The organism is Ruegeria sp. YTSA168 (genome assembly GCF_059610045.1).
In genome coordinates, this window is sequence record NZ_JBXWMW010000002.1 from 259,022 (window position 1) to 273,344 (window position 14,323).

At 58.5% G+C, this 14,323-nt stretch carries 12 protein-coding genes; all 12 read right to left on the minus strand.

From position 1 onward, the window contains the following. Positions 1-7: 7 nt before the first annotated feature. Positions 8-2,026, minus strand: a complete 2,019-nt coding sequence (locus AC2FFE_RS04960) for a CocE/NonD family hydrolase (protein ID WP_496846046.1) — start codon at positions 2,024-2,026, stop codon at positions 8-10. Positions 2,027-2,154: 128 nt separating this feature from the next. Then, positions 2,155-3,162, minus strand: coding sequence for a LacI family DNA-binding transcriptional regulator (locus tag AC2FFE_RS04965; RefSeq protein ID WP_496818066.1), 1,008 nt, complete (start codon positions 3,160-3,162; stop codon positions 2,155-2,157). Between the two features lie 5 nt (positions 3,163-3,167). Continuing rightward, positions 3,168-4,337, minus strand: a complete 1,170-nt coding sequence (locus tag AC2FFE_RS04970; protein WP_496846047.1) for a dihydrodipicolinate synthase family protein — start codon at positions 4,335-4,337, stop codon at positions 3,168-3,170. Between the two features lie 4 nt (positions 4,338-4,341). Then, positions 4,342-4,650 (minus strand): Dabb family protein, encoded by a 309-nt coding sequence (locus AC2FFE_RS04975; protein WP_496818064.1) that lies wholly within the window; start codon positions 4,648-4,650, stop codon positions 4,342-4,344. Further along, positions 4,647-6,239: a GMC family oxidoreductase gene (locus tag AC2FFE_RS04980; protein ID WP_496818063.1), complete on the minus strand. Its 1,593-nt coding sequence runs from the start codon at positions 6,237-6,239 to the stop codon at positions 4,647-4,649. The genes AC2FFE_RS04975 and AC2FFE_RS04980 overlap by 4 nt, the downstream gene beginning before the upstream one ends. A gap of 17 nt (positions 6,240-6,256) precedes the next feature. After that, positions 6,257-7,015 (minus strand): 3-ketoacyl-ACP reductase, encoded by a 759-nt coding sequence (locus AC2FFE_RS04985; RefSeq protein WP_496818062.1) that lies wholly within the window; start codon positions 7,013-7,015, stop codon positions 6,257-6,259. Further along, entirely contained in the window at positions 7,012-8,502 is a 1,491-nt protein-coding gene (locus AC2FFE_RS04990; protein WP_496818061.1) for a GMC oxidoreductase, read from the minus strand. Before AC2FFE_RS04990 ends, AC2FFE_RS04985 begins: the two co-directional genes overlap by 4 nt. Continuing rightward, positions 8,499-9,611 (minus strand): ABC transporter ATP-binding protein, encoded by a 1,113-nt coding sequence (locus AC2FFE_RS04995; protein ID WP_496846048.1) that lies wholly within the window; start codon positions 9,609-9,611, stop codon positions 8,499-8,501. Before AC2FFE_RS04995 ends, AC2FFE_RS04990 begins: the two co-directional genes overlap by 4 nt. Before the next feature lie 6 nt (positions 9,612-9,617). Continuing rightward, positions 9,618-10,499, minus strand: a complete 882-nt coding sequence (locus AC2FFE_RS05000; protein WP_496818059.1) for a carbohydrate ABC transporter permease — start codon at positions 10,497-10,499, stop codon at positions 9,618-9,620. Next, positions 10,499-11,392, minus strand: a complete 894-nt coding sequence (locus tag AC2FFE_RS05005) for a carbohydrate ABC transporter permease (protein WP_480499057.1) — start codon at positions 11,390-11,392, stop codon at positions 10,499-10,501. The genes AC2FFE_RS05000 and AC2FFE_RS05005 overlap by 1 nt, the downstream gene beginning before the upstream one ends. Before the next feature lie 98 nt (positions 11,393-11,490). After that, complete coding sequence (locus tag AC2FFE_RS05010) at positions 11,491-12,732, minus strand: ABC transporter substrate-binding protein (RefSeq protein WP_496846228.1); 1,242 nt, start codon at positions 12,730-12,732, stop codon at positions 11,491-11,493. Between the two features lie 65 nt (positions 12,733-12,797). After that, positions 12,798-14,321, minus strand: a complete 1,524-nt coding sequence (locus AC2FFE_RS05015; protein WP_496846049.1) for an aldehyde dehydrogenase family protein — start codon at positions 14,319-14,321, stop codon at positions 12,798-12,800. Positions 14,322-14,323 lie beyond the last annotated feature (2 nt).

Consider the following 14,323-nt stretch of genomic DNA (forward strand, 5'->3'; position numbering starts at 1 on the left):
CATCAGTTCAGTTCAGATTGCGCGGCAGCTCCTCAGACCAATGTTGTTCATGGACAGATTCGGTGCCTTCAAAAGCGCGCAAGGTTGCGGTGATCTGCCAGTTTTGCGGCGAAGCAATCATGCAAACTTCGGTCTCGGTTCGGATCGACCAATCGCCGCGTGACATCTGGTAGACCCAACGCGTCTTGCCTACTGCGCCTGCCGGGTTTTGGGCGGAAGCGCTAAAGATTTCGCGGCCTTTTACTTCGATCTCAAGGCCATTTTCTACGATCCTGTAGCGGCCCGTCTCATGCTTTGTGTCGACGGTCACAATATCGCGGACCACATCATGGGTGATGCTTCGGCCGCCTTCACCTTCCGCCAACGTCACCGTTTCAAGCGGTGCGGCTTGCTCGGGCTCAGGATAAGCGTGAAGCGTTTTATCTAACGGGCTTGGTTGCCGGTCTGGCAGCGTCAGACAACAACGATCCAGATTGAGCGTCAGGGTCGCGGCTTCGGGTGCTGGCCAGATCAACGGGAAATAGCTGGTGGAAAGCGCAACACGGATGCGGCTGCCGACCCCGAACCGGTGGGCGATGGCGCGCAATGGAACCTCAATCTCATAGCTCTGTCCGGGCACCAAAGCCTCGGGAGTTTCGTGGCTGTTGCGGTGGGTCAGGTTCAAAACAGCGTAGGTCACGCGTGATGATGACCCGCTTGGCAAAACTTCGTTCAGGCGCACGGCGATTTGCGCAACCGGCTTGTCGGAGGAAAAGGCCAGCCGCAGGATCGGTTGGCCCACAATGTCGAATGAGTCCGAGAGCGGTGCGCTGTCAAAGCAGGCCGACAGCGCATCGTCACGTCGCTGATCGCCTGGCAAATCCCCATCGCTGGCAAAGGCGCACCAGAACCCGGCATAGCCACCCGACATGACCGGTGAGTTGACCAATACTGTTCCCGATCCGGGGGCATCGGTCGCCAAAGTACCTTTTGCGCTCGGGTACCAGTCAGATGATCCTATGGTGGGTGATGGCCAGCTGCTTTCTGCCACCCAATGCCCGTCGCGATGGGTCATCGCCTCCTTCGGCTCGGCGCTATGCTGCATGTAAAGGCGCAGCATGGGCTCATCCATGATACCGGTGTCGTCGCCTTTTAGCCAATGATCCCACCAACGCAGAACCTCTTGCAGGAAGCCCATCTGAGGACCGGGCAAGCCGGCATTTGGCATCAGATGTGCCCAGGGCCCGATCAGCCCTTTGCGCGGCCCTTGCAGATGTTCCATCATGCGAAGCACTGCCGGATAATACCCGTCGGCCCAGCCCGAGACTGCAAAGACCGGGATTTTGATGCGTGAAAATTCCTCACACACCGATCCGTGTTTCCAGAACGCATCGCGGGTTTGATGCTGCATCCAGGTCTTCAGCCAAAGCCCCGAGCCACGCAGGCGGCCCAACCACATTTCGCGCCAGCGTTCGCCCACATTTGCCGGGTCGGGCGGCATGGTGTTCTTACCAAACATGATCGAGGACCACGTCAGTTGCTCACCAAGCACGCAGCCACCAGAGTAGTGGATATCATCGGCATAGCGATCATCGGTTGAGCACAGGGTCAGGACGGCCTTCAACGCAGGCGGTTGCAGGGCCGCGATCTGCAACCCATTGAACCCGGACCACGATTTTCCAGTGATCCCGACCTTGCCGTCGCACCAGTCTTGTTCAGCGATCCATGCGATCACTTCGCACCCGTCTTGCAGTTCCTGAGGGGTGTATTCATCAGTCAGCACACCTTCGGAATCGCCGCTGCCGCGCAGATCGACGCGGACAACTGCATATCCGTGCCCCGCGAGGTAGGGATAAAGCGTCACATCCCGTTCGGCCATGATGTCATTCTTGCGGTAGGGCTGAAACTCGAAGATCGCAGGCACCGGCTGTGCCTCTGCATTCTCGGGCATCCAGATGCGGGCACCCAGATGGCACCCATCCGACATCGGGATCTCGATGTGATAGATTTCACGAACGGAGTTGGGGAATTGCGAGACAATCTTCATGTTCGAACCAGCCTATCCGTGGGTGGCAGAGGCAGCAGAGCCCCGGTTGATCCATTACAATCCGATATAGCTTGGCATGTCATCCCAAAACCTGCGCCGGGTTCTGGCCAAACACCTTCTTTGTGCTGTCAGTCGAGCGCTTTTGTTGTTTGTCGTTGTATCAGGCGGACATCTGTTCTGGTTTCGGCCTCTGGCATTTCGTCCTTTTGCAGCCAACACAAGATCGTATCTGCCACCCGTTGTCCAAAGGCCTCGACGCCGCAGTGAACCGAGGATAGCGCGGGCCAACACTCTGACGCCTCGCAAATATCGTCGAACCCGATGATCTGAAAGGAATTTCCGATCTCAACGCGGGCCTCGTGGCAGGCGTTGATCATTCCAAAGGCCACCAAATCGTTGAAACACAGTGCCGCGTCGCAATCCGGGTGGTTCCTGAACAGATCAATCGCTGCCGAATGCCCGAACGCGCGGCTGGTTTTCCCCGTCATGACAATCGGGTCCAAACCGCTTTCCTGCGTAACCTCAAGATAACCCGAGAACCGTTCCTGCGTGACCTGCCGACCCTCCAAACCGCCAACGAAAGCTACCCGGCGCGCGCCGGCGTTCAATAGGTGCTGGGTGGCGGCCCGCCCACCCGCGCGATAGTCAGGGGCCATAAAGGGGTGTTTGCCCGTCTCACTTTCGACCTGACGCAGGACTTGCATCATCGGGATTCCCGCACGCTCAACCGCATCAAGGGTCTTGGAGACATCCCCGTAAGCAGGCGACAGGATCAGGGCTGAAACCCCGTGTTCCAACATCGCGGTAACCACCTGGTCCTGAATATTGGGGTCTTCATTGGTGTTGGCGACAACCACCGCGTAGCCCCGCGACCCCAAAGCCATTTGCAAAGACGTGGCGAATTCAGTGAAAAATGGGTTGGTCAGATCGTTGATCACCAACCCGATCAGGGCATTCCCGGTTGACCGCAGATTGGCGGCGGATCGGTTATAGACATAACCGATCTCCTTCATCGCGGCGTGAACCAACGTTCTGGTTTCCGATTTGACCTGCGCACTGCCCTGCAACACAAGGCTAACCGTGGATTTCGACACGCCCGCCTTGTTGGCCACATCTATGATCGTAGGTCTGCGCATTCAGTCTATTGGTCTACCCCGTGCAGGTTCAGCAATGTTGTCATCCGCGCTGTAGCCCGATCCGGGTCCAAGAGCAAACCCGCTTGATCCGCAAGCCGGAACACTTCGGCGTAATGACAGATGTCGCGGCTGGATTGGAACCCGCCGGGCATAATGAAATGGCTCTGCGCGCCATTCAGCCAGGCCAGATAGGCAATCCCGGCCTTGTAATACCGCGTCGGTGCGCGGAAGATTTCACGGCTGAGCGGAACGGTCGGCGCAAACAGCGCGTGGTAACGATCCATATCGTTCTGCGCCAATGCCTCAAGCGCCTGAGCGGCAGCCGGGACGATGGCGGCGAATATCCCCAGCAGGGCATGAGAATAGTGATCCCCGTCCCCGGCGATCAAATCGGAATAGTTGAAATCATCCCCTGTATAGAGGCGCACGCTGTCCGGCAGGCGCTTGCGAAACGCTTCTTCATGCGCCTGATCGAGCAGTGAGATTTTGATACCATCGACTTTGGCTGGATTTTCTGTAATCAGGGACAGCACGAAATCGCTGGCCTGATCCACATCCGTACTCCCCCAATATCCAGTCAAGGCCGGATCGAACATGTCGCCCAGCCAATGCAGGATTACCGGTTCAGCCGCCCCATCGATTAGCGCGCGATAAACGTCGTGATACGTGTCCGACCCGGCGTTGATGGCCGGGAAGGCGCGTGAAGCCATCAGGATCAACTGTCCGCCTGCGGCCTCGATCGCTTCGGCCTGATGCTCGTAAGCCGACAGGATTTCCCCGGCCGTGTTCAAGGCACTAAGTGGTACATGATCCGTGCCAACCCCGCAGGCAACGCGCGGCAACAGAGGGTGAGCTTTGGCGGCCACCATAGTGCGTTGGATCAATTCCAATGCTGTTTCCCAATCCACACCCATCCCACGCTGTGCGGTGTCCATCGCCTCAGCCAAGCCAAGCCCTTGGTCCCACAAGCCTTGCCGGAAATTCAGGGTCGCGTCCCAATCCACCGCCGGGCGGCCCTCCCATGGGTTTCGCTCGGCTATCGGGTCAGAAACCACATGTGCTGCGGCAAAAGCGGTGCGGGTCAAAGCCACCCGTGGCGCGCGAGGGACCAAAGGCGTTCCGGTCAGTGTGTAACATTCCAACTGGCCGTCGCGGTTTGGCAAGATTATTGTCATCGCCTCAGACCTCCAGATCCAACACCAGAATGCCGTTGATCCCACCCACCGCATTTGCCACCAATTGGGCACCACAGGCCTTGTGATCCTCATTGGCTTGATAGGTCGCCAGGGCATCCCAATCGTCGAAATCGATTACGAACCCGTGCATATAGCCGCGCTCGATCTGCTCCGGGCTTTGGCTACGGCCGCCGGTGAAGCCCTTTGCTCCGGGCAGAGCTTCGGCCACATCGGCGAGCCTTTGGTAAATCTGCGCAACCGTTTCTTCGGTTACATCCGTGCGGAATTTTGTCAAAACGATATGACGGATCATTGCGTAAATCCTTGATCATGCTTGATCATGTCGGCGGCTTTCTCGCCGATCATGATAGTGGGCGCGTTGGTGTTCGAAGAATTGACTGTCGGCATGATCGAGGCATCGGCGACGCGCAGCCCTTCGATCCCGTTAAAGCGCAGGCGTGGGTCCAAAACAGCCGCCTCGTCATTGCCCATGCGGCAAGTGCCCGCGCAGTGGTGCGAGGTTTTGGAATGAACGCAGATGAAGTCGAAATATTCCTGCTCAGTCTGTACTGCCGGACCCGGCAAACGTTCTGCCAGAATGTACGGCTCAAGCGCTTCTTGCGACAAGATGTTCTGCACCAGCTTCAAACCCCGGATTGACATCTCTCGGTCATAGGGATCGGCCAGATAATTCGGGTCGATCAGCGGCATTGCTGTCGGATCGGCGCTTTGCAACCGCACCGTGCCCCGAGACCGGGGCCGCAGGAAACAGGCGTTCAGCGTCACGCCACCGTTCGGCATCGCCTCGACCCCGGCCTCAATCCCAGTTCCCAGACCAAGATGCATCTGAATATCGGGGGAACGCGCGGCGGGGTCGGCGTACCAGAATCCACCGGTTTCAAATAGGCTGGAGGCCACCGGTCCCTTGCGCGTGACCAGATATTGCAGTCCTGCAAGCGCAGACAGATGCAGTTTGGCAAACCTGTCATAGGTGTGCGGGCCGGTGACCTCGCAAATTGAATAGAGGTCCAGATGATCCTGCAGGTTCTCACCAACCTGCGGCTGGTCATAGACTGGCTTGATCCCGAGGCTATCCAGATGACCCGCGGGTCCGATCCCGGACAATTGCAGCAAGCGGGGAGAACCGATGGCTCCGGACGATAGGATCACCTCACGCGCGGCAGTGATCTTTTCACCGCTCATCATCTCAATGCCAGTAGCGCGGCCCTTTTGGACCATGATCCTGCGGACCTGAGCGCACAAGCGCACAGTCAGGTTCGGTCGGTTCCGATTGGGTGCCAGAAACGCCATCGCTGCCGAGGATCTGCGCGCGTTGCGTTGGGTCAGCTGGTAATACCCGGCCCCATCCTGTTTCGCGCCATTCACATCGTCCGTTTTAGGGATGCCAACCTGCCCGGCGGCCTCGATATAGGCATCGCAAATCGGCAAAGGCGCGGCTGGCATCGAAACACCCAGCGGGCCGCCCTTGCTGTGGAATTTATTGTCGTAGCTGTCGTTGTCTTCGGACTTCTTGAAATAGGGCAGGACATCGTCATAGCCCCAGCCCTCGCACCCCATCTGTCGCCAGTCGTCATAATCCTGCGCAGCACCGCGCGTGTAGATCTGAGCATTTATGGCCGACCCGCCGCCGACTACCTTGGCTTGGGTGTAGTTGAAAATCTTCCCCTGCATGTGCTTCTGCGGCACCGTCGACCAACCCCAGCTACCAATGCCTTTGGTCATCTTGGCAAAGCCCGCAGGAAGGTGAAAAAACGGATGCCGGTCTGAGGGCCCGGCCTCAAGCAGCAGGACCTTGGCCGAGGGTTCCTCGGACAACCGCGCCGCAATGACAGACCCCGCCGAGCCGCCGCCGATCACGATGAAATCATATCCTTCAGACATCTTGTCCTCTGAGTTCCTTACAGGCGCGAGATCGAAAGCCCGCCATCCACGGGGATCGCGGCCCCGGTGGCAAATTGCATCTGGCCGTCCACGATGGGAACGATGACCGAGCCGATATCCTGCGGTTCACCCCACCGCGCGGCTGGCACCAGCCCGCCTTCGATCCGGTCGGTGTATTTGTCTCGTACACCAGCCGTCATTTCTGTGGCGATGATGCCGGGGCGCAGCTCGAACACGCCAATCCCATGCGGAGCCATCCGCACCGCAAACAGCTGCGCCATCATCGCGGCGGCCGCTTTGGACACGCAGTATTCGGCGCGCTCAATTGACACCATCGTGGCGCTGACCGACGTAATGAACGTGATTGAGCAATAGCCGCTCTGCGGGCTGGCCAACATGCGCCGTGCGACCTCTTGTGTCAGAAAGAACGCGCCGCGCAGGTTGATGTCTTGGACAAAATCCCAGTTCTCGGGTGTCAATTCCAGCATATCGCCGCGTACCGGCGCACCGACGCCTGCGTTGTTGATCAGGGCGGTAATCGGCCCATACTGGGCTTCGACCTGATCCAGCAAAGCGGGCACGTGATCGATGTCTGACACATCATGCTGAACGTAGATCGTGTTCGGGCCCAGTTCGGCCAGGGCTTCTTGCACGATTGGGTCTTTTGGGTCTACCTGCGAGGCCAGTGCAACCTTGTGCCCTGCCGCGACCAACGCGCGTGCGATCCCCAGGCCAATGCCCTGCTGCCCTCCGGTGACCAAGGCAACCCGGGTCATGCCGCAAACTCCGTTTCAATAATATGACGACCGGCGCGCAAGGCCAGCGCCGCGATGGTCAACGCCGGATTGACGGCGGCCGAGGTCGGCAAAACCGAGGCGTCGACGATGAACAGATTTCGGTGATCATGGCTGCGGCAGAACGTGTCTACAACACTGCTGGTTCGGTCATCCCCCATCCGTGCCGTTCCGCATTGGTGCGAGGGCGTGCGGCGGTCGAAGGGTCGAGACAGAACCATCGGAAACCCAGCCCGGCGCAGGTGCTGTTTGAGCTTGGCGACCAGCGCCTTATGCGCTTGCCAGTTCGACCGTTTCCAGTCCAGTCTGATCTGGTCACCCGTGATCGTCACCCGGCTGTCGGGGTTTGGCAGGTCCTCGGACATGGCGTAGAAATCAAAGCTGCGATTTGCGATCATTGCTGCGATTGGCCCCGGCAATCTGGTCTGAGACGCCAGGATAGGGCCGGTGATCTTGCCCAGCATCTGGATATTGCCCAACGGCGCACCGCCCTGCCCGTCATCATTGTAGTAGTCGTTGAACATCAACGTCTTCTGATAGATTGAACGGTTGCGACGCAGCGGATGCAGGGCCAGAACTGCCGAGCAATTGTGGTTCATGAAGTTGCGCCCAACCTGATCTGATCGGTTCGCAAGACCGGTAGGGCTATTGTCATTGGCGGATTTCAATAACAGCGCGGCGGACTGAACTGCACCGGCGGATAGAACAATCACCGGCGCGCGCAGCGTGCCATGCCCCGTGACCTCAACGCCTGTAATGCGCCCGTCATTGTTGCTGAGCAGCTTATCTGCAGGTGCGTTGGTTAGCAGCTCAACATTTTCATGGGTCAAAGCCTCGGCCAGGGCACAGGTCTCGGCGTCCATCTTGCCACCGCAGGTGTTCGGAAACGCGTCCCAGGTGGTCTGCCCGCCGGATAGCCAGCGGTCGATATCCACGCCTAAGGGGACCGATGCGGGTGACAACCCCGTCCCACTTAAGCGCGTGCGCAGTTCAACAATGTCAGGCTCATCGGTCACGGGCGGATGTGGGTAAGTACTGCTATGAGGGGGCTCCGTCGGGTCCTCATCGGCAGTGCCTCGCACCGAGTAAAGCCGTTCAGCCGCCGCGTAGTCGGGTTCCAAATCGTGGTAGCTGATGGGCCAGCCAGCAGAATGACCGCCCATGTGTTGGCGGGGTTCAAAATCCTCAGCACGGTATCGAATGAGTGCGGCGCCGTAGAACTTGGAATTGCCGCCAACACAATAGTAATTGCCGGGATTAAAGGGCTGCCCTTCGCCGTCCAGCCATGTTTCATCGGGGCGGAAATGCCCATCCTCAAAAATCGCCTTTGGGTCGCGGTCCGCAGGCGATGGGCGCAGATGCTCGCCTCGTTCGAGGATCAATATGCGGCGGCCCGTGGGGGCAAGTGCTGCGGCCAGCGTTGCCCCTCCGACCCCAGATCCGATGATTATGACATCCGGGTTTGTCACGGAACAATCCGCATCTCGCTTTCCGGGTCAAAGGCCACGGCCTTTTCCATATTGACGGCAAAGTCGAAATCCTGCCCCGCCGCGACCTCGGCGTCCGAGCGCATGCGGGCAATCACATCCCGCCCCCCCAATTGCATCGAGACAAACGTGTCCGAACCGGCAGGTTCGGTAACAACAATCCGGTTGGTCATCTGCGCAATGTTCGAGGATTTGCGATCCGCGCCATCCATATCGGTGATGGTTTCCGGTCGGATGCCGAGCAAGATGTCGCGCCCATCCCATTCGGCGAGATTGTCCTGACTGAAAGGCAGTTGAGCAAGTGATCCGTCATGGGTGGCAACCTCGGCATGAGGACGACCGTTCAGCACGGACACCTTCGCAGGCATCACGTTCATCGCGGGTGAGCCCATGAAGGTTGCGACGAAGATATTGGCCGGGGTGTCGTAGATTTCCTGCGGGGTTCCCAGTTGCTGCACATAACCGCCGTTCATCACTGCGATCCGGCTGGACAGGGTCATCGCCTCGATCTGATCATGAGTCACGTATACGATTGTGGTGCCAAGGTTTTGATGCAGCTTCTTGATCTCGGTCCGCATATCGACACGCAGTTTGGCGTCGAGGTTGGACAGAGGCTCGTCAAACAGGAACACATCCGGTTCCCGTACCAGTGCCCGGCCCATGGCAACACGTTGACGTTGACCACCGGACAATTGACCGGGCTTGCGGTCCAGCAACTGCTCGATCTGTAAAAGCGTGGCGACCTCGTGCATCGCCTTGTCGCGCTCGGGCTTGGGCACTCCGTGCATCTCAAGCCCGAAGGTGATGTTCTGCCCGACCGTCATGTTCGGGTAGAGCGCATAGCTTTGGAACACCATGGCGATGTTTCGGTTCGACGGATGCACCCCATTCATCACCTTCTCCCGGATGCGGATCTCGCCGCTGGTGATCTCTTCCAGCCCCGCGATCATGTTTAGTAGAGTGGATTTGCCACAGCCCGACGGGCCGACGAGTACAAGGAACTCTCCCTCCTGCACCGAGATATCGACCTTGTGCAGAACCTCGACCGACCCATAGGATTTGGTCGCGTTATCTATGTCCAGAAAACCCATAAGGCCTTATCCTTTCACGGAACCCGCCATCAGGCCGCGAACGAAATAACGTCCGGCCACGATGTAGACGAGCAGAGTTGGCATGGCGGCCAGAATGGCACCTGCGAAATGAACGTTGTATTCCTTCACCCCGGTTGACGACTGAACAAGGTTGTTCAGCGCTACGGTCATCGGCTGGCTGTTGGCATCGGCGAAGGAGGCACCAAACAGGAAGTCATTCCATATGTTGGTGAACTGCCAGATGATCGACACCACCGCGATCGGGCCGGAGCTGGGCAGCAGGATGCGCCAGAAGATTTGGAAGAACCCGGCCCCGTCGATCTGCGCGGCCCGGATCAGCTCGGTCGGGAAAACGGCATAGTAGTTCCGGAAGTAAAGCGTTGTGAAGCCAATCCCGTAGACCACATGCACCAGCGCCAAACCCCAGGTGGTGCCCGCCAGACCCATCAGGCCCAGCATTCGCGCCATCGGGATCAGAACGATCTGGAACGGAATGAAACAGGCAAACAGCATCAGACCAAACAGGATGGTGTCGTATTTGAAACGCCATTTGGTCAGCACATAGCCGTTCAGCGCACCCAAAATGGTCGAGACTATGACGGCCGGAACCACCATCTTGATCGAGTTCCAGAAATATGGCCGCAGCCCTGTTGGCTCGACCCCGATTTGAGCCGAGGACCATGCTTTGATCCAAGGTTCCAAGGTGAAGACCTGCGGCAGATTCATCATGCCGCCGCCAGTGATCTCCTCCAACGGTTTCACCGAGTTTGACAGCATTACGTAGAGCGGCAGCAGGTAGAACAGTGAGAAGAGGATCAGCACGACATAAATCAGTGCACGCGTGATCCGGCCTGTTCGAATTGCGGTATCCTGAGTTGCCTGCGCCATCAGCGTTTCTCCCGCAATTCAGCGTACAGATAAGGGATCATGATCGCTGCTATGGTCATCAGCATGATCGTGGCCGAGGCCGCACCGATCCCCATCTGGTTCCGGGTGAAGGTGTAGGAATACATGAAGGTCGCCGGTAGTTCCGTGGCCCGACCCGGTCCTCCTCCGGTCAGGGCGATCACAAGGTCAAACGTCTTGATCGCAAGGTGGCTGAGGATCACGAAGGCCGACAGGAAGGCCGGGCGCAGTTGCGGAATGATGATCCGGCGATAGAGGTTCCAGTTCGAGGCCCCGTCCATCTGCGCCGCCCGCAAGATCTCATTGTCAATGCCACGCAAACCGGCCAGAAACATGGCCATCACAAAACCGCTGGTCTGCCAAACTGCCGCCAGAACGACGGTGTAGATCGCGTAGTCGCGATTTTTGATCCAGTCGAACTCGAAACTGGTCCAACCCCATGTATGCATGACGTTTTCCAGCCCGATGCCCGGGTCCAGAAACCATTTCCACGCGGTCCCGGTGACAATGAAACTCAGCGCCATTGGATACAGGTAGATCGGGCGCAAAAGCCCCTCACCCCGAATTTTCTGATCCAGGAAGATCGCCAGACCCAGCCCGATACAGGTGCAGATCACGATATAGAGTCCTGCGAAGATCCCCATATTGATCAGCGAGGTCTCCCAATGGCTGAGCCGCCAGAGCTTGTCGTAGTTTTCCCAGCCGACCCAGCCAAAGCTTGGAAGAATGCGGCTGTCGGTAAAGGACAGGTACACCGAAAACAGGATGAACCCGTACACAAAGACCAGCATCATCGCCAGCGACGGCGACAGGACCAGTTTGGGGATCCAGTTCTGAAGGCGTGTCTTGAAATCCGCGTCGGCTGAACCAGCCATGGCGCGCCCTCCTGCAAGTGGGGAAGTGTCTGAGGCGCGGGGTATGCCCGCTGGTGACAGGGCGGCACGGTCGCCGCCCCGTCGGGAGGATCAGGTGATCACTTGGCGATGGACACGGCGTCGACCAATTCGACTACAGCGGTTTCGCTGTCGTATTCGCCGTTGAAATGCGCCGTTACGACGTCATAAACCGCGTTCTTGACCGATGCAGGTGCTGCGTGGCCATGGGCCATTGATCCGAACAGGTTGCCCGAGGATGCGGCCGCCGCCAGATCCTTCATGCCCTGTTTGCCGCAGTCATCAAAGTCGGCATCGCTGACATCGGTCCGGGCAGGAACCGAGCCCTTCACCACGTTAAAGGCCGACTGGAACGACGGTGACAGGATCGCGCTGGCCAGCGCTGCCTGTTCCGCCGAAACCGAACCGCCCTGATCGAACATCATGAACTGGTCGGCGTTGAAGGTGACCTGATCAGCCGTACCAGGGAAGCGGAAGCACAGGAAATCCTGACCGGGAACTTTGCCCGCGTTCAGAAACTCACCCTTGGCCCAGTCGCCCATCATCTGGAAACCAGCCTCACCATTGATGACCATCGCGGTTGCCAGGTTCCAGTCGCGGCCCGAAAAGTTTTCATCAACATTGTCGCGAATGAATGCCATGCGGTCGAATGCCTCTTTCATGGCATCGCCGCCCAGCGTGTCTTCATCCAGATCGATGAAGGCCGCTTTGTAGCCATCCGGGCCCAGCGTCGACATGGCCACGGCATCAAACACAGTCGCGTCCTGCCAGGCCTGACCGCCATGGGCAATCGGTGTCACTCCGGCGGCCTTCAGCGCTTCAACTGCGGCCACGAACTCTTCCCAACTTGTTGGCTGAGCGATCCCATTTGCATCCAGAACCGCCTTGTTGGCCCAGACCCAGTTGGTCGAATGCACGTTTACTGGGGCCGAAACCCATTTACCGTCATGCTTGGCGAAGGCCTTTAGCGCATCTGGCACAACCGCATCCCAACCTTCCTGCGCGGCCACGTCGTTCAAATCGGCCAAAGCGCCTTGTGCGGCCCAGTCCTGAATGTCAAAACCCAGACCCTGAACGGCAGTCGGCGCATTGCCAGCAGTCACACGAGCACGCAGAACGGTCATCGCCTGCTCACCGCCACCACCGGCGACGGGCATGTCGGTCCAGCCAACGCCCTGACCGGACAGATCATCCTTCAGGACGTTCAGCGCGGCTGCTTCACCGCCCGAGGTCCACCAGTGCAGAACCTCAACCTCTTCCGCCTGAGCCAGGCTGGATGTGCACAGAAGCCCGGCCACGATGACCGACTTTGTCTTCAGCATGTTACGCATTTTCGTTTCCTCCCTTAATGCGATCTTTGTTGTTCCTGCGCCTCATGGCGCATGGTTCAATTCTGCGGCACCCAAGGCGCCCTGCTATCGCCAATGCGCATCACCACAGATTTAACCTCGAAAAACTCCTCGAACCCATATTGCCCAATCTCCCTGCCCTGGCCGGATTGTTTGTAGCCACCGAAGGCGACCTCGGGGAACCCATCCATCCAGGTATTGGTCCAGACCGTCCCCGCCTGGGCGCGGCGGGCAAAGTCTAGGCAGGTATGGACATTTTCGCTCCAGACCCCTGCCGAAAGGCCGAGAGCGCTATCATTCATGATCTCAATGGCTTCGTCCAGCGTTTTGAACGTCAGTACCGACAGCACCGGGCCAAACACTTCATCACGCGCGATGGGCATTTCGGGTTGAACATCGGTTATAATGGTAGGTTGATAGAATTGGTTGCCCAACCCCTCAACGTTCAAAGGATCGCCGCCCAGGACGATTGTTGCGCCTGCGGCATGAGCCTGTTTGACATAACCGTCGATCTTGGCGTTGTGTTCGGGCGTGACAATCGCCCCGACCTGCGTGGACGGGTCCAGCGGGTCGCCAAATTTCACCTTCCGCGACAGCGCGATGACCTTATCGGTAAAGGCTTGCGCAATGTCCTCGTGCACAATGATGCGACTGCTGGAGTTGCAGCACTGACCGACATTGAAATAGACGCCAAACACCACCGCATCTGCGGCTGAGTCGAGCTTCGCATCGGGAAAGATCACCTGGGGGTTCTTGCCGCCCAACTCCAGCGCAACTTTCTTCAGAGTATCCGAGGCGGTCTTGCTGATGGTTTTGCCCACAGCGGTCGAGCCAGTGAAGCTGACCATGTCCACGGCCTCATGGCTGGCCAGTGTACTGCCGACCGGTTGGCCATAGCCCAGAACAATGTTGCAGACCCCTGCAGGCAATCCGGCCACCATCAGCAGTTCGCCCAGCATTAGAGTGGTCGAAGGCGTCATCTCGGACGGTTTCACCACTGCTGTGCAGCCAGCCGCCAGTGCAAATGGCAGCTTCTGGCTGAGAATCCAGAACGGGAAATTCCATGGCGTTATGATCGATACGACGCCGATGGGTTCCTTCAGAACCACGCCCATTAAATCTGCGCCCAGCGTATTGTGGCTGTCGCCATGGGTGCTGCGCGCCAGTGATGCTGCATAGCGCCATAGATCAGCGGCACCACCTACCTCACCTTTGGACTGGCTGATCGGCTTGCCGCTTTCCAGTGTTTCAATCACAGCGATCCGGTCGACGTTTTGTTCGATTAGATCAGCGACCTTCAGCAAAACCTCGGCGCGGTCTTTGCCCGAAGCGCGGCTCCAAACGCCGCTATCGAAAGCGTCGCGCGCTGCGAGGATCGCAGCTTCGGCTTCGGCCTCAGAGCCAAGTGCTGATCGGCTGACAATATGCCCATGTGAAGGTGAGCGGCGCTCGAAGGTCTCACCCGACGCGCTGTCCCGCCACCGACCGTTGATCAGGTGGCGGCCCTCGAACAACTGGGGCAGATCGTAGGGGATCGCTGGGTTGATCGTGAGGTCTTTCATAT